The 17,194-nt window shown below is 44.8% G+C and carries 12 protein-coding genes; all 12 read left to right on the top strand.

What is annotated here, in order from left to right; genetic code table 11:
- The first annotated feature begins 14 nt into the window (after positions 1 to 14).
- The 12 genes from BQ7344_RS06580 to BQ7344_RS15845 all read left to right on the top strand — a co-directional run bounded on the left by BQ7344_RS06580 (position 15) and on the right by BQ7344_RS15845 (position 17,175).
- On the top strand, positions 15 to 1,160 hold the full coding sequence (locus tag BQ7344_RS06580) for a hypothetical protein (protein WP_072521934.1): 1,146 nt from the start codon (positions 15 to 17) through the stop codon (positions 1,158 to 1,160).
- A gap of 807 nt (positions 1,161 to 1,967) precedes the next feature.
- On the top strand, positions 1,968 to 3,641 hold the full coding sequence (locus BQ7344_RS06575) for a GspE/PulE family protein (protein WP_334292790.1): 1,674 nt from the start codon (positions 1,968 to 1,970) through the stop codon (positions 3,639 to 3,641).
- Positions 3,642 to 3,738: 97 nt separating this feature from the next.
- Positions 3,739 to 4,800, top strand: coding sequence for a type IV pilus twitching motility protein PilT (locus BQ7344_RS06570; protein WP_072521932.1), 1,062 nt, complete (start codon positions 3,739 to 3,741; stop codon positions 4,798 to 4,800).
- A gap of 17 nt (positions 4,801 to 4,817) precedes the next feature.
- Complete coding sequence (locus BQ7344_RS06565; RefSeq protein ID WP_072521931.1) at positions 4,818 to 6,032, top strand: type II secretion system F family protein; 1,215 nt, start codon at positions 4,818 to 4,820, stop codon at positions 6,030 to 6,032.
- 154 nt (positions 6,033 to 6,186) lie between these two features.
- On the top strand, positions 6,187 to 6,696 hold the full coding sequence (locus tag BQ7344_RS06560; RefSeq protein WP_072521930.1) for a type II secretion system protein: 510 nt from the start codon (positions 6,187 to 6,189) through the stop codon (positions 6,694 to 6,696).
- Positions 6,697 to 6,773: 77 nt separating this feature from the next.
- On the top strand, positions 6,774 to 7,538 hold the full coding sequence (locus BQ7344_RS06555; protein ID WP_072521929.1) for a prepilin peptidase: 765 nt from the start codon (positions 6,774 to 6,776) through the stop codon (positions 7,536 to 7,538).
- A 141-nt stretch (positions 7,539 to 7,679) separates the two neighbouring features.
- Positions 7,680 to 9,299 carry a type IV pilus biogenesis protein PilM gene (locus BQ7344_RS06550; protein WP_072521928.1) on the top strand — a complete coding sequence of 540 codons (1,620 nt, stop codon included), beginning with the start codon at positions 7,680 to 7,682 and terminating at the stop codon, positions 9,297 to 9,299.
- 15 nt (positions 9,300 to 9,314) lie between these two features.
- On the top strand, positions 9,315 to 10,229 hold the full coding sequence (locus BQ7344_RS06545) for a hypothetical protein (protein WP_072521927.1): 915 nt from the start codon (positions 9,315 to 9,317) through the stop codon (positions 10,227 to 10,229).
- 82 nt (positions 10,230 to 10,311) lie between these two features.
- Complete coding sequence (locus BQ7344_RS06540) at positions 10,312 to 11,901, top strand: type IV pilus modification PilV family protein (protein WP_072521926.1); 1,590 nt, start codon at positions 10,312 to 10,314, stop codon at positions 11,899 to 11,901.
- An 18-nt stretch (positions 11,902 to 11,919) separates the two neighbouring features.
- Complete coding sequence (locus BQ7344_RS06535) at positions 11,920 to 14,307, top strand: type IV pilus modification PilV family protein (RefSeq protein ID WP_072521925.1); 2,388 nt, start codon at positions 11,920 to 11,922, stop codon at positions 14,305 to 14,307.
- Positions 14,308 to 14,337: 30 nt separating this feature from the next.
- Positions 14,338 to 14,931: a prepilin-type N-terminal cleavage/methylation domain-containing protein gene (locus BQ7344_RS06530; protein WP_072521924.1), complete on the top strand. Its 594-nt coding sequence runs from the start codon at positions 14,338 to 14,340 to the stop codon at positions 14,929 to 14,931.
- 66 nt (positions 14,932 to 14,997) lie between these two features.
- The gene (locus tag BQ7344_RS15845; protein WP_083585499.1) at positions 14,998 to 17,175 is read left to right on the top strand and encodes a type II secretion system protein; all 2,178 of its coding nucleotides are present in this window, start codon (positions 14,998 to 15,000) and stop codon (positions 17,173 to 17,175) included.
- Positions 17,176 to 17,194 lie beyond the last annotated feature (19 nt).

The following is a 17,194-nucleotide window of genomic DNA, read 5'->3' as shown; positions in this document are numbered from 1 at the left end:
GGGGAGAAAACAAAATGAAGAAACTGGCAAAAAGTCTTCTGGTCATTTTGGTGGGACTGTTTATGAGCGTCAATGTCATGGCAGACGTGCAGACAGGTAAGACAGAACCGGATTACAGCACAGACTATTATATGATCGTGGAATCAAAGGCAGGAGGAATTGATTTTTATTCACAGCCGGATTTTGATTCGACGAAGTTGAATGATGAGCAGATACCAAATGGTACAGCACTTCATATTACAGGAGAGGTTGAAGATAAAGAGAATAACCGGACCTGGGGATATACAGAATATCACAAGATGAAAGGTTATGCACCGCTGGATGAATGCCGTCCGGCGCAGTCCCGGAAGGAAGCCATTGACTCAGAACTGTATATTGCAGGAAAGGATCATGTAAATTATAGTGCGGATTATGATGTAAAAGCTTATGCAGAAGAAGGCACGCAGAAGCTTTATCAGGGACCGGGAGAGAAATACGGTGAGGTTCCGGGTGTGCGTGATATCGAGAATGGCGAAATACTTCATATTACTGAAGATGCCGAAATGGTTGATGGTAGTTACTGGGGTGTGACAACGGTAGATGGAACTGAGGGTTGGATGGATCTGGAGAAGACAGAAGAATGGCTGAAAGAACATCCGGAAGCGCAGAAAGAAAGCGTTGATGCTGAACCGGTGACAGAAGAGGCAGTTGATGCAGGAGCGGCAACAGAAAATGCAGTCGGCGCAGAGCCGGTCGAGGATTCAGGAGTGGCAGCAGCTTCGAAAACAACGGAAAAATCAGCGACGGCAACCACACCGAAAGCGACCGCGACACCGAAGGTAACGGTAACACCGAAAGCGACAGAGACACCGGCACCGACCGCAACAACTGAGCCGACAGAGACCCCGGCGCCGACCGTAACAACTGAGCCGACAGAGACCCCGGTGTCGACCGCAGCTACCGGGTCGACTGAGACACCGGAAATAACAGCGACAGTTGAACCGGAAAAAGAAAATACAGAAGCTGCACAGGATGCGACAGATGCCGAGAGCCGTCAGGCTTCCGGACAGGATGTCAGAAGCACATCCAGCCACTGGTACCAGAATCCGTTTATCTGGATTATTGCGGCAGCAGTTCTGGCAGTAGCAGGATTATTGATCTATCATTATAAGAAACGATAAGAAGTCATGATGATTCATAAGTTTACAGAGGAGAGGCCTGAAAAGGCTTCTCTTTTTGCATTAAGAATGAATTTTCGGTGAGAGTTGTTGACATGCGTTGCACTTACTAAAACTGGAATCAACGGATTCTGGGGTTTCCGTTGACTCTGATGGAAGTTGCTTATGCTTGAAGCATCCAATTTTAGTGTTTGCAATGCCTCGGAATAGACTTACTACAATATAAGTCATCCAATTTTAGTGTTTGCAATGCCTTGAAATACACTTGCTACGATATAAGTCATCCGATTTATTGAGATTTTGTGGACTCTATTCCAACTTACTATGGTCAGGGGTATTTGTTTAACTTAATTTTGTGGGCCGAGACAGTAGATACTATTATAAGAGTCAACGACAGGCTTGAATTTGGTTACCTTGTATAGCAGAAGCTATTATAAGAGTCATGGACAGCCTGAGATTTGGTTACCTTGTATAGTAGATACTATTATAAGAGTCAACGACAGGCCGGAGATGTGGTTACCTCGTATTGTACTTACCATCATATAGACTATCCAGACGGCCTGATTTGGGCTGCCACCTGGAACTATGGACTATCCAAAAGGTCAGTTTTAATATTAGGTAGGAAAATATTCTACATAAATGTGAAATTTCATGCAATTTTAGTTCAAATAAATACGATTTATTGACATGAAATGTAAGTCATGGTAAATTTAGCATATTTATTTTCCAATAGGCTAATTGTGACATAAAGTACTTTATGTTGAATAAAAAAACGAAAGAGATGACATTGTGGCATTAAGACGAGAGAGAATGAGGCTTGGTGATCTGCTCATCAGGCAGGACGTTCTTACCGAAGAAAAATTGAAAAAAGCACTGGAACTGCAGAAAGGAACCGGCAAAAAGATCGGTGAAGTTCTTGTAGAGAATGGCTTCATCACCGAAGAAATGATTGCCAGGGCGCTTCAGACACAGCTCGGACTTAAGATGATCGAGCTTACCGGCGTGACGATTCCGAAGGAAGTCCGTAGCCTGGTCAGTGTCAACCTTCTTAAAAAATACCAGTGTATTCCTTTTGAACTTGACCCGTACAATGCGAATATTCTGCATCTTGCGATGGCTGATCCGATGGACATGGCAGCAATCGATGATATTTCAATCGTCACGAACCTGCAGGTGGAACCATATATTGCGACACCGCGTGACATACTGGCGGCAATCGACCGCTGCTATGGTGCGTCCGAAAACATGGATGCTGCGAGACGATTTACACGTGAACGAGAGCAGCTTCGTGGAAATGTGGAAGAGGCAGCAGAGACCGATGTCAGTGATGCCCCGATCGTACAGTTGGTACGTTCCCTGATCGAGCAGGCGGTACGACAGAGAGCCAGCGATATTCATATCGAAGCGTTGGAGACAAAAGTTCGTGTGCGTTACCGTATTGACGGTGCTCTCTATGAAAAAATGGTCTATGACAACAGTCTCCTTCCGGCAATCTCCACCCGTATCAAGATTATGGGCGGGATGGACATTTCGGAAAAAAGAAAGCCGCAGGACGGACGTATGTCCGTTATGGTTGACCGCCGGGAATACGATATCCGTATTTCTTCGATTCCGACTGTTCACGGCGAGAAGATTGTTATGCGTATCTCTTCGAAACTGAATCTGACCAGAGATATTAAAGAACTCGGTCTGGATCAGAAAGAGATGGCAACTCTGCAACACATGCTTGCAAAGCCGTATGGAATCATGTTTGTTACCGGACCTACTGGAAGTGGTAAATCTACGACATTGTATACAGCACTCAGTGCCTTAAATAAAGAAGCTGTCAATATCGTAACGGTTGAAGATCCTGTCGAGGCAGACCTTGAGGGTATCAACCAGATTCAGGTAAACAACAAAGTTGATCTGACTTTTGCATCAGCGCTTCGTTCCATCCTGCGTCAGGATCCGGATATCATTATGATCGGTGAGATTCGAGATCAGGAGACTGCTTCGATTGCAGTACAGGCTTCCATCACCGGTCACCTGGTTGTTTCGACCATGCATACCAACAATGCAGTCGGTACGCTGAACCGTATGGCTGATATGGGAGTTGCCCGTTATCTGATTTCTGATGCGATCATCGGTGTCATTGCACAGAGACTTGTCCGTAAGCTCTGTCCGCACTGCCGTAAAAAACACCCTGCAACAGATAAAGAAAAACTTATTCTGAAACGTTCTCTTGCAGAAGAAGTTGAGATTTATGAGCCGGGTGGCTGCAAACTCTGTAATAATACAGGCTATTTCGGAAGAACCGGTGTATTTGAGATCATGGAGGTCAATGAAGAGATGCGTAAGCTGATCGCAGACGATGCAACGACTGAGGAAATGATTGCAGCAGCCAAGAAGAACGGCATGCATACACTTCGTGAGAATGGCATCCGCTATGTACTCGAGGGAGTTACTTCTATCGGCGAAATGCTGAAGGCTTCTTACGAAGAATAAGATGTATCGTTATTGTGGGCAGAATGAACAGCAATAATTCATCTGCACAGAGAAATGCAGTATGAACTGAAAAATTATAGAAATCAGGTAGTAATTCATGTATGATCTGAAAGATCTTTTACAGAGATCCATAGAAGAAAATGCGTCTGACGTCCACTTCACTGTGGGCAAACCGCCATGTTACCGTATCGATGGTGTCTTAAGTGCTATCGAGGGTGAAAGGCTGATGCCCGACACTCTGGAAGAGCTTCTTCTTCCGATTATGGAAGAGCGGCACAGAGAAGAGTTAAAGCGCGATGGTCAGACAGACTTTGCCTACGCCATAGCTGGGGTGGGACGTTTTCGTGTCAATGTTTTTCAGCAGAGAGGCACGCTGGCATCCGTTATGCGATGCCTTCCGTTCGAGATTCCCGAGCCCGAAAACCTCGGTATCCCAAAAGAAGTAGTAGATGTCACGAACCGTAAGAGGGGGCTGGTCCTTGTTACAGGACCTACCGGAAGCGGCAAATCCACGACTCTGGCATCCCTGCTTCATGTAATTAACCAGAGTTATCCTTATCACATTATTACGTTGGAAGATCCAATCGAGTATCTTCACCGGCATGATAAATCGATTGTCAACCAGCGTGAGATCGGAAGTGATTCCGGAAGCTATGGAGCAGCGCTCCGTGCGGCACTCCGTGAAGATCCGGATGTTATTCTGGTCGGAGAGATGAGAGATCTTGAGACCATTTCGACTGCGATCACAGCAGCAGAGACAGGACATCTTGTATTTTCGACACTGCATACGATCGGAGCGGACAAAACCATCGACCGAATCATCGATGTATTTCCGCCGGATCAGCAGCAGCAGATCCGTATCCAGCTTGCGGCAGTCCTCGAATGCGTGGTTTCCCAGCAGCTCATCCGGAAGGAGCAGGGTGGCAGGGTAGCAGCACTGGAAGTATTGTTTGCAAACAATGCAATCCGTAATCTGATCCGTGAGGGTAAGACTTTCCAGATTCCGTCTGTCATGCAGACAAGCCGCAGAGCAGGTATGATCACAATGGACGATGCCCTGTATGATCTCTTTATGAAGGGCGAGATCGGCGAGGAAGCGGTAGTGACTTACGCGCAGGATCCGGTTGCGATGAACCGTAAGGTGAATTTTGAGATTTAACAGAAAGGACTGAGCAGATGCCCGGTTATACTTATGTTGCCGTCAATGAAAAAGGCAAAGAAAAACGTGGCAGAATGGACGCGGAAAACCGTGATGCGGTTTCACAGCAGCTAAAAAAAGACGGACTCTTTCCTGTTGAGATCAAAGAACAGGGAACTTTAAATAAAGACATTGATTTTTCCATCGGCAAGAAAGTCAAGCCTCGAGACTTAAGTGTGTTCTGCCGCCAGTTCGTCAGTATCACTCAGGCGGGTGTTCCCATGAAAGAAGCTCTGCAGATGATGACAGAGCAGACAGAGAACAAATGGCTCAAAAAGGCAATCGCCGATGTACTGGTCAATGTCGAAAAAGGTAATACACTGGCAGATTCCATGGCAGCGATTCCGGATATCTTTCCGCCGATGCTGGTCAATATGGTGGCGGCAGGTGAGTCCTCCGGTAGTCTGGAAATGTCATTTAACCGAATGGCAACGCATTTTGAGAAGGAAGCGAAGCTAAAGGCGACGATCCGTAAGGCGACGATTTATCCGATCATTCTGATCTGTGCGGTTATCGGTGTTATTGCGGTCATGCTTTTGTACGTAATCCCGATTTTTATTGATATGTTTGCAGATCTCGATATCGAGATGCCGGCGCTGACGATGGGCGTTATGAATGTCAGCAAATGGACGGCCAGTCACTGGTATGTGATCCTTGCGGTAGTTGCAGCGGTGGTTATTATTTACAGGCTGATCTATGGGACAGAGCAGGGAAGACTGAAAATTGACTACATCAAGATGAAGATCCCGCTCTTTGGCAAGTTGACTGTCAAAAGTGCCTGCGCACAATTTGCGCGGACGATGAGTACTTTGATGGCAGCCGGTATTTCTACGACGGAATGTCTTGATACCGTGTCAAAGATCATCAACAATATTCATTATAAGAATGCTTTGCAGAAAGCAAAAGAAGAAGTAATGAAAGGTATTCCGCTGTCAGAGCCGCTTGCGGCAAGTGAAGTATTTCCGCCGATGGTTTATCATATGACCGGAATCGGTGAAGAGACTGGTAATATGGAAGAAATGCTCAGCAAGCTTGCGGATTACTACGATGAAGAAGTCGAGATCACGACCCAGAGTGTGCTGGCGGCAATGGAACCGCTGATCATCGTATTTATGGCACTGATCGTCGGTACACTGGTCATCGCTGTGCTTATGCCGATGAGAACGATGTATGATGGTCTTGGCTCGCTGTAATGCACTTGCGATTGGGAACCGCGTTAAAAGTTTCCGCATAATTTTCGGGATGTGGCGCAGGAATTGCATGGGGGTCCTGTGTTCATCATAAATTTCCCGGTGGCTGAATGAGGGTTACGGGAAATACAATATAAACGAAGGAGATGTATCAAAAATGTTTAAACTTCTTAACAAAAAGAAAAACAACAAAGGTTTTACACTTGTAGAGCTTGTAATCGTAATCGCTATCCTTGCAATCCTGGTAGGACTTCTTGCACCTCAGTATACAAAATATGTTGAGAAATCAAGAAAAACAGCAGATGCTTCCAACATGGATGAAATCGTAAAAGTAATCAAAGTATTTGCAGCAGATCCGGATAATGATCTTCCGGCAGGCAAATATACTGTTACTATTCCGTCTTCCAGTAGTGGAACAACTACAGTTTCTAGTATTACCAAGGAACTGAAAGCTGAACTTGATTCTGCTATTCCGAAGTGGGCATCTACTACAACTAAATCTAAAAAATGGAAAAGTGATGGTACTGCTTCCGATATCACAGCAGAAGTTGAGGTAAACAAAGACGGTGGCACATCTGTAAATTATGGACCAGATACTTCAAGCTTTAAAACTTATATGGAAAGTAAAACAGCTAACTCTTCAGCTGCCACAAAAGACGGAGAATAAAAACAGCTTAAATTACTGAAACATCAGCAGCATTTATCTGCTTACTAAACAAACACACCCCCTGAAAGGAATTCCCTATGCTTCTTTTCCTTGACTCTGTTCCGTACATCATAATTTTTATATTTGGAATCGTGATCGGCAGCTTTCTGAATGTCTGCATTTACAGGCTTCCGCTGCATGAGTCCATCATCATGGCTCCCTCCCACTGTATGACATGTGGGAGGAAGCTTCGATGGTACGATATGGTTCCGGTATTCAGTTGGATCGTACTGGGTGGAAAATGTCGTAACTGTAAATCAAAGATTTCTGTGCAGTATCCGATCATAGAGGCGCTGAACGGCATCTTCTATGTACTGGTATGTGCAGTCAACGGACTGACATGGGTCAGCCTGTTGTATTGCTTAATGGTGTCAGCTCTGCTGACCCTTAGTCTGATCGACTGGCGCACATATGAAATCCCTTTTGGAATCAATGTATTTCTGTTTTTTATCGGTATCGCAGCAACCGTATCTGACCGGGGAAATCTGATTTCCCATCTGATCGGTGCTGTCTGCGTCAGCGCTTTTCTGGAAATTTTGTTCATGTTAAGCGGCGGCAGGGCGATCGGCGGCGGTGATATCAAGCTTATGGCAGCCTGCGGGCTGATCCTCGGATGGAAACAGATCATTCTTGCATTTTTGCTTGGATGTATCATTGGTTCAGTCGTACATACGATCCGCATTAAGGTAAGCGGTGCCGGCCATATGCTGGCAATGGGACCGTATCTTTCTGCCGGAATCTTTCTGGCGGCACTATGGGGCAATACATGGATCGGCTGGTATCTTTCCCTTCTGGGTCTGTAACAGCTATTTATAACTGAGAGAAATACTTTCGGTTATAAAAATATACTTTCTGCAAAATTCAGAAATTATATTTTTGCAACTGAATGTCAGAATAAAAAAGAATCTTCGGATTTTAATCGTATAAACGGAGGAAACCTGAAAATGGCGAAAATTTTGACGATAGAAATTGATACAGCACAGCTTCGTGTGGCAGAGGTTGACAGCCGCGGCCAGCATATTTATCACTGTTTTGTACTGCCTGTTCCGCAGGGAGCCGTAGATGACGGACAGATTCGTGATACAAAAAGCCTCGGAAAGCTTCTGAAAGCAGAACTTATCAGACGGGGAATCAAAACCAAAAAGGTATTTTTTGCGGCAGGTTCTTCAAGGATAGCCAGCAGGGAGGTCCGTATTCCGTTTGTCAAGAAAGACAAGATTCAAAACATTATCCAGGAAAATGCAACGGATTATTTCCCGATTGATATTTCCGGCTACGTACTTTCCTATAGTATTATTGATATTGAATCAAAGGAACAGGAGACAGGAGGTGCTGTTCGCCAGTATCATCTGATGGTCTATGCGGCACCGACGGCGATCTCGACTGCCCTCCGTGAATTTGCAGAGGTTGCAGGCCTTAATATGACAGGTATCGGATTTACCGGTGACAGTGTTTATTCCGCAGTAAAGACGACTTTTGCAGATGGATTGCATATGCTGGTCAAGATTGAGTTTGATTCAACCAGTATCAGTATCATCAAAAACGGAGAACTTACACTGCAGCGAAACATCAACTATGGTGTCGACAGTGCGGTCGAGACGGTACGTTCCTTTCCGCAGTTTGGTGAAGATCTGAGTCAGCAGGATGCGCTGGCAGTACTGCACGATGAGCGCTGTATTCAGGACACGCTGAACTGGGCAGGCTACAAAGGAACAGATCCGCAGGAAGAACTGCTCGAAAATGCCCGCGCAGAAGTGACTGAGAGTTTCCGTTATTTGATCGGCAACGTTTCACGAATTATGGATTATTATACTTCCCGTAATGCAGATGCGATATTTCTTTCCATTTCAATCTGCGGTCTTGGTGCGGGAATCAAGGGAATGAACCGTCTTCTTTCCAACGAACTCGGACAGAACGTGGAAATACTTTACGCGATCCGCGGCTGTACATATCCGGATTTCCCGGAAGGAGAGGGAATCTATCTTTATACATCCGTTTTTGCGACAACACGTTCCGGTGTAAACCTTATGGAAAAGGTAACCCGCAAAAAGAAAGAAAACAAGGATTCTTTAAGTGGCGCGATCCTGATCTGCGCAGTTGGTGTGGCAGCCGGTGTGGCACTGACGGTGGCAGGTGTGGCAAGCCGTGTATATCAGCAGCATCAGCAGGATTACCTCAATCAGCGAATCGATGAGGAAAGCTCTATTGAAGAAATTTACAATGCATACAATACTGCGCAGGAGCAGTTTAATAACTATCAGAATATGTACCAGTACACCAACACACCGAATGAAGGGCTGAAGGAATTTCTTGAAGAAATGGAACAGAAGATGCCGTCCGACATCACACTGGAGACATTCAGTTCTGACGGTTCACAGGTCAGCTTCACTATGCGTGTTTCAAGTAAATCTGCAGCAGCGAATGCCCTGATACAGCTTCGTACCTTCGAAAGTCTTGCGACAGTCACGACGACAGGACTGGAAACGGAAGATGACGGAACAGTGTCCATGAGTGTGATCTGTACCTATGCAAATCCGGCACCGATGGATGTTACCGCAGAATAAGGAGGCAGACAGGATATGAACATTTCAATGCGTGACAAAAAATTATTACTGATGTTTTCCGGTGTAGCGGTATTCGGACTTGGATGGTTTTTCGGATATCGTCCGCAGATGGAGGAAGCAGCAAATATCGAAGCTGCCAACAAACCGCTCGAAGAAAGACTTTCCAATCTTCTGGAGCTTGCAGGAAACAGGGATTTTTATATCAGCGAAACCGAGAATGCACAGAATAAGATTAACGAGTATGTATCAAAATTTCCTTCTGATGTTAAGGAAGAAAACGGAATCGTACTTGCTCAGAATATAGAAAACTCTCTTGGCATGCAGATTTCAAATGTCGGAATTGCGACAAAAGAGTTTGTAGCTTCCATTGACGGAAGTACAGAAGAAGAGATTGCAGAGCAAAACGAGACAATGTCGGAACAGGCAAATTCACAGACACGTGAGCAGATCGATGAGATTGAAGGTACGGACAGCAAGGCGGCAGAGGAATTGCAGAATGCTTCTGATATAGCTGCAGCGCAGACTGACAGCACTTCTCAGACACCGGTGCTTTACCGTACACAGGATACACTGGAATTTACCGGAACATATGCGAACCTCAAAGATGTAGTTGCATATCTTGCGGAGCAGACAGGAAGACTTACCGTAGATAATATGAATGCATCCTATGATACATCTACTGGTTATCTGACAGGAAGTATTGTAGTCAACATGTTTTCCATGACGGGAACCGGAAATACTTATACAGAGCCGGATGCCGGTCAGGTGGCATACGGAACGAGCAACCTTTTCGGAACGCTTGAGAAGGCAACAGCAAATACAGCTCAGACATCTGAGGAAAATGGCAGTGACGGCCAGAGTGATAACGGTCAGGAAGGAGAAAATACAGACGAAACAGCGGCTCCTGCTGACGATCAGGGACAGTCATAATATGTATGTATGTTAGAGGGGAAAATATAAGCCCCTCTATCTGTCTATATATCGATACTTCATTCTGGAAAGGAGCAACCCTATGAATGAGCAAAAAAGAAAAAATCCGAATGCCGGAATGACGCTTCTTGAGGTCATTATCGCAGTCAGTATTTTTTCCATAACGGCAATTGTACTCCTGCAGGGATTTGTTACTTCCAGCCGGATCAACCGCAAATCAAATCTTTACCTGGAAGCAACGACAGCAGCGCAGAACATCATGGAGGAAGTCAAGGCAAAAACTTTCGAGGAAGTTTCACTGGCATTTAACTATCCGTTTGATTTAAATGGTGATACAAGAATCAGTTTTTTGAATCCACAGAAAGATAAGATAAAAAGCGGGGAACTTGGAATACGTGAAGTCCTGAAAGCTTCCGGAAATGGCGGAACAACTTATAATTCCGTCAGTCAGTACAGGGATGGAATGGATGAATCCAAAGTGACGGCATCGGTGATCTCGACAGATGGCGGCAAGACTTATAAGTTTAATCCGCGAAAAAAAGGTTCCAATGCATCGAAATATTATTTCGAATTAACGAATGTGACAGTGAATCATGAGAGTTTTGATGCGCTGGTAGAGTTTGATGGAAGCGAAAGTTCCGGATACAAAGAAAAGACTGTCACCGGTACAGGAACCGGAAAGAACGATTATCTTGCACCGAAGATTTCTGATATGGACAGCAAGACAAATGCATTTCTGATCATGCCGCGTAACTGGGATGAAGATGCCATGCAGCAGATGGTGGCAGGACAGAAAAGTGCCGCGATCGATAAAATGAATACGGATGCCGGAAATAATGCGGCAGACAGTGATACCTATCAGCCACTGGACTGGAAGGATGTCTACAAATATACAAAGAGAACGCTGTATATCAAGATCGAGGAGAGTGGCGGAACGGTCAGGGCTGAGGCAAGATATGTCTTAAGCGCGTACGACTATAAGAAATCCGGTGGAACAAAGTATGAAACCATGAGCCTCTGCCCATGTGGCGGCAAAGGTGAAGACGAAGATGTTCCGGGATGTTTCTGTACATACAAGAGTGCGTATGTACCATTTTACAGCTCTGAGACGGGGGAAGCACTGAAAAATATTTTTATTTTTTATTATCCGAACTACAATTCAACCAGTGCGACAAATCCATATGACAAGATCATACTGGATAACACGACAAACTATGAAGTCAGTTTCTATGTAACAAAGCAGAGGGACGATACCAATAATGAGCCGACTTCCGCACAGGAAGTGCAGTATCGTATGTCTCTGATCATCAATGAAAATCCGGCTGCGAGAAACAAGAGCAACTGGAGCACAAACCCGAGCCTTTATAAGGCGGTTACGAAACTTCGTACAAATCTTGATTACAACATCAGTGATATGGACGAAGTGCTGAACCGTCCGAAAATCAGCCAGATGTCCCTGACTTATCAGGCGGTTAATGATAAGGGCATCAATGGGGCAAAGGTGACAAATGCATCGGCAAAGAAAGTACTGGACTGCAACAGTCTGGATGACCGGGATGCAGAGGACCGCATTTATACGGCGAAGGTAAGCGTGTACAAAGCGGGAGCAGCTGCAAAGAATTTTCCGGACAGTGATCTTGTCGTGACACTTGATGGAGCAAAAGAAGATTAAACCTCCGGGGAGGAAGCAATGAGAAACATCACAAAAACAAAAAGACAGCAGAATCAGGGATTTTCACTTTTTACCGTACTGATCGCGGTTTCTTTTGTGGGGATCCTTGGACTTCTTGTACTTTATATCGCACTTTCGAATTTTAATATGAAAATCACAGACCTGAAGGGCAAGGACAGCTTTTATACGGCAGAGCGCGCGCTGGAGGAAATCCGTACCGGACTGCAGGAGGATGTGGGAAATGCCATGTCAAAGGCCTATACGCAGGTTCTTGAAAGCTACAACGTAGAGAACCGTTCACAAGATTCTTCTATGGACAGGCAGCGCCAGAGCGAGTTTCAGGATTGTTTTATCACAGAACTTATGCGCACTCTCCGTGTGTCGAAGACAGAAGATAATATTTATAATATGGAGAGACTCCGCGGATATGTGGATCTGGAGTATGACGAATCAAAAGAATCTCTGATCATCACCAATCCGGCCGGAAGTGCCCCTTTGATGAAAGCAGTCAAAAATGTCGGCAAAAATACAGAGAATAATGGAGTCCTTCTGAAAAATCTTAAGGTAATCTATGTAGATGAAAAAGGAAGAGCAGCGATCATCTGTACGGATATCCGTCTGCTTGTTCCGGAAGTACAGTTCCCGACACCGTCCACACTTCCGGATCTTATGAATATGATCGTTGTAGCGGACAAGGGCATCGTATGCGAAGGAACCGAAAGCACACCGACTTCTATCAATGGAAGTATTTATGCAGGTAACCTGCCATCTGCACTGGCTGCGGATTCTGAGACCAGCATTAAGGTAATACCGGGTGCAAGCCTCAATGTGGAATCCGGAGATAAGGTTGTCTGCAAAGGGGAGATCAGTGTTGGTCTGAATTCTACTTTTACGAGTGCCGAAAGTGTGAATCTGTGGGCACGTGGACTGAATGCAGATTCTGTACAGAATGTGAGTCTTTCCGGTTCGACTTATTTTGTGGATGACCTTACGGTCACAGGCAAAAATAATAACGTAAAGATCAGCGGCAATTATTATGGTTATGGTTCTTATGAATCGGCAACTTCGGATGACTGTGTGGCAAAAGACCAGTATGAAAAATCCGGACTGACGGGAGCTGCTTTGAGCAGCGCGATCGTGATCAATGGCAAAAACACAACACTGGATCTTTCTGATACACAGAAACTGATGATCGCCGGTCGAAATTATATTGCAAGTTCGAAGGTAAAAGCAAATAACAGGAGCAATACCAATGATGTGGCCACAGGTGAGAGTCTGACTGTCAAAGGTACGCAGCTTGCGTATCTTGTGCCGAAAGAGGTTCTCGGGGCATCCGGTAATCCATTGACTTACGATGCTTACCTGGCGCTTTTAAACAGAGCCGAAGATATTTCCGTAAACTGGGATGCTGCAGTTGAGGCGTGGGGCGGCAGGACTCTTCGTGATATCGGTGTCGACAGCGAGAAACCGGTGCAGACTGTTTTTTATAATGATGGATTTGTTTATTTTTATCTGAATTTTACAGATGCACAGAAATCAGCGGATTTTATGCAGATGTATTATCAGAACAATCCAACGGTTAAAGCAAATATGGATAAATATCTTTCCTTCTATTTCGGAGGGGAAGATTCAGGAATTACGGTCAAAGATGCAGATTCCTATCTGCGCTATATCACCAACGGAAACGCACTTTCTTACAGCGGGGCAGACGCACAGGGAAATATGCAGCAGGCAACCAGCGTAAATCCGGGAGAGAAGATCCTTCAGGAGCAGGTTGGTTATCAGAACAGCTGGTATGCACTGAACCGCAAGATGATCACAAGCTATGATCTTCTGAACAAAGCAGTAAAAGAAGATGGCGAAGGTAAAACACATGATGAGACAGACGGTGACCGCAGTGTATATGATAATCTTGTCAATGAAAAGAAAATGATCGATTATATCGATGATAATGTGATGGATAGTACAAAGAAATATGTATTTACGGCAAGTGTTGAGGATGGCGGACTCACGGCGATCATGTATGATAACGGAGAAAGCGGAGTGAATCAGACTCTTAAGATCAGCCAAAGTGATGCTGACAAACTTCGTCTCGTGGTATGTACCGGTGATGTGGAGATTGAGGCAGGTGTGAAATTCCAGGGTATTATCATGGCAAAAGGCACGATTACCCTGAGAGCAGGTGCACAGCTTGAATCGGCTCCTCTGGAGGCAGCAAGAGTATTTCAGGCGCAGATGCGTTCCTATGGAGACGGAACAAGCATCAAACCGCAGGATTTCTTCTGGGAAGGCGACAAATATGTTCTCGGAAATTCATCTTCATCAGGAAAGAAAGACACGCTGAACGGTTCTGACACGTACAGCATCGCGGACTGCGTGACTTATGAGAACTGGAAAAAAGAATAAATATACAGAATAGAAAGAGGTGAGGGCATTATGAAGCAAAAAAACAAAGGTTTTACACTGGTGGAGCTGATCATTGTCATCAGTATTTTTGCCATTCTTCTTGGAATCATCGTGCCTTCTCTTAATTCGATTCTGGGCTTTCGGGTAAACCGGGCTGCCAATTCGATCGCGGCAGCTCTGGATAAGACAAAGACAGAGGCTTCCAATCGTCTGGTCGGCGAGATGAAGCTGGAAAAAAGAGAAGACGGTTATTATATCAGTTATTATCTGGACCGCGGCAAAGTGAGCGGTGAGTCAAACGTAAAGCAGGATCAGCCGGAAAAAATTGCTCCGGCAAAAACAATGATCAGTTATACAACCAGTTCCGGTACAACGCAGGAGCTTGGTGCAGGTGACAGCATTGTGATCACATATGACCGTGCAACCGGTGCATTTCTTCCGTTGCAGGAAAAAACGTGGACACAGAAAGAAATTCTTTCTGTGCTGGAAGCAGGCGAGGATATTCCACTTACAAGAACAGGGGAGTACTGTACACAGATTACAGTCAGTGGCGGCAGCCGTTACAAGAGACTGAGTCTGATTCAGGAGACCGGCAAGTATGAGATAACTTCCGGACATAATTAATTCTGTGTGAAGCAGATACATTTTGTATGAATTGCGATTTTGTTATTTTTTGGAGGAGAAGATCCCATGAAGATAAGAAGAATAAAAAATACAGCAGAAAAATTCAGAAATCGAATCGCAAAGATGCAGACGGATAATCGTGGACTGACATTGATCGAGCTGATTATTACGGTTGCGATCATTGCGATTTTTTCCGGTGTGGTACTGACCTTTATTACGACCGGAAGCAATACATACAGAAGTACATCCAGCAGTGCGAAGGTACAGATGGAGACACAGGAACTGATCGACAGAATGGAAGATATGATCATTGATACCAACAGAAGTCTTTATTATGCGAATGGTACAGGTGAGAATATCGGATCCGCGATCAAAAATGATATCAAACAGAGCGGCGCAGGAAACAGTGATGGAAACAAGACTTTCATCGTCTGCAACGAATATAAAAATAACGACGGAAACACCAGCCAGTACATCTGTGATGTGATCGACTGGGATAAAGAAGATGCGACTGTTTATTACAGTCAGAGAGAATATACAGCTTCAAGCAGTTCTGACGGGGCAGGAAAAGATGATACAGAAACAGCAGGATTTTCTGAGGATGAGGGAGATGCAGCAGTATTTTCTCTGGATGAAGAAGATGACGGAGAGCAAAATGTGCGTAATGCCCGTACAAAGGTGAAGCGTTCTGTCCTTGCAACAGGTATTCTTGATTTCCGTGCCGATCTTACCAGAGTGGAATCCGACAATATTGTGCGTTTCCAGCTAAGCACGGAAAACGGAAAAAAAGAGATTGAGACACTGCACAGTGTCAGCCTTCGAAATAAAGTAAAAGTGAAAAAACCGGCAGATTCTGTTGATGATACGGAGCCGACCAATGTGGGAATCCGTATTTCCTATGCGCCGGCTTCCATGGATCCGGGAGCATCAGACAGGCTCGCATATGATCTGAGTGGAAACGGAAGTATTGATCCGTCAACGATTACATGGAGCGTAGTCAGTGACGGACAGAACGGAAGCTTCCCGGGTGAAGACCATACCAACAGCAAACTGACCATCAATGAAAATGCTTCAGGATCAATTACAGTCAAAGTTTCGGCGAAGACAAGTTCCGGCAAATGGATCGAGTCCGCATCGGTAACGATTCAGATTACGGCGAAAGCGACACCGGCACCGACTGAGGCACCGGAGCCGACTACGACACCAGTCCCGACAAATACGCCTGTCCCGACCGCAACACCGGTACCGACGAGTACGCCAGTGCCGACACCAGTCCCGACAGATGGGGAGATTATCCTTGGCGCAGATGCGAAGTATGATACAGTTATAGCTGGTGAAACGTATCAGTGTACAATCTATCATGATTATGGTTTCCGTTTTAAACCAAAAGATAGTGGTAATAATTATTCGGTAACATGGTCTTTGAAAGGACAACCGGCAGGCATTTCAATGGGAAACGGTCAGAATACGGACCAAACAGTTTCTGTAAATGTAAATGCAGTGAATGGCTTTGTTTTGTGTGCGGATTATGTAAATAAGGACAATGGAAAGACTGTGCATGTTGAAAGAGAATTTAAAGTAGCATCGAAGACAAAGCTTCAGCTCTGGGATGAAGACAATCATCAGATAGTAGAGAATGATGAGGTCACTGTAACGAAATCTTATCAGCTACGTGCATTAGTTGAAGTCTATGATGCGAGTGGAAATGTATCAGATGTTCCAATTGTAGCAAATAAAGCAGAAACGACTGTACAGGCAAACCATCAGACAATGAATATGTCAGCAGATGGACAGGGATGGATATACGCACCAACGAAACCGGAAGATGTACGGATTACGCTTCAGTTGCGTAAATATATTGGAAACTTCTGGAGTGCAAATAACAATTTCCCAACAGATAATGCGGATTATAATGCAGCGTTTAATGTAAAAGCAGTACTTCCTGCATATCATGCGGAGATTGTTGGTCCGGATAAGATTGGATATGACCAATCAGCAGAATTTTATCTTTCATTGACAGATATGGATGGAAATCCGGTTGATGCAAAGGTCACATGGAGTGGAAATTATAATGGAACCGGTGGGAATATGACTCCAAATGAGACAAAAACAGGAATAAATAACAAAGTCAGGTTTGCCCCATATAATAAGTGGCAGGAGGCTACTTACCCAGTGTTTGCTACTTATAAGATTCTGGATGCAGAAGTGACAGTTACAAAAAATATTACCGTTACAAATAAATGAGAAAGTTTGTTGGCTTTTT

This window comes from Blautia sp. Marseille-P3087 (assembly GCF_900120195.1).
Lineage (GTDB): Bacteria > Bacillota > Clostridia > Lachnospirales > Lachnospiraceae > Blautia_A.
This window is presented reverse-complemented; position numbering and strand designations above follow the sequence as displayed.

Bases quoted from the DNA above. Each gene is read 5' to 3' on its own strand.
- BQ7344_RS06580 (WP_072521934.1), top strand. From the start codon at position 15: ATGAAGAAACTGGCAAAAAGTCTTCTGGTCATTTTGGTGGGACTGTTT.
- BQ7344_RS06550 (WP_072521928.1), top strand. From the start codon at position 7,680: ATGGCGAAAATTTTGACGATAGAAATTGATACAGCACAGCTTCGTGTG.
- BQ7344_RS06530 (WP_072521924.1), top strand. From the start codon at position 14,338: ATGAAGCAAAAAAACAAAGGTTTTACACTGGTGGAGCTGATCATTGTC.
- BQ7344_RS06555 (WP_072521929.1), top strand. From the start codon at position 6,774: ATGCTTCTTTTCCTTGACTCTGTTCCGTACATCATAATTTTTATATTT.
- BQ7344_RS06545 (WP_072521927.1), top strand. From the start codon at position 9,315: ATGAACATTTCAATGCGTGACAAAAAATTATTACTGATGTTTTCCGGT.
- BQ7344_RS06540 (WP_072521926.1), top strand. From the start codon at position 10,312: ATGAATGAGCAAAAAAGAAAAAATCCGAATGCCGGAATGACGCTTCTT.
- BQ7344_RS06535 (WP_072521925.1), top strand. From the start codon at position 11,920: ATGAGAAACATCACAAAAACAAAAAGACAGCAGAATCAGGGATTTTCA.
- BQ7344_RS06570 (WP_072521932.1), top strand. From the start codon at position 3,739: ATGTATGATCTGAAAGATCTTTTACAGAGATCCATAGAAGAAAATGCG.
- BQ7344_RS06560 (WP_072521930.1), top strand. From the start codon at position 6,187: ATGTTTAAACTTCTTAACAAAAAGAAAAACAACAAAGGTTTTACACTT.
- BQ7344_RS15845 (WP_083585499.1), top strand. From the start codon at position 14,998: ATGAAGATAAGAAGAATAAAAAATACAGCAGAAAAATTCAGAAATCGA.
- BQ7344_RS06575 (WP_334292790.1), top strand. From the start codon at position 1,968: ATGAGGCTTGGTGATCTGCTCATCAGGCAGGACGTTCTTACCGAAGAA.
- BQ7344_RS06565 (WP_072521931.1), top strand. From the start codon at position 4,818: ATGCCCGGTTATACTTATGTTGCCGTCAATGAAAAAGGCAAAGAAAAA.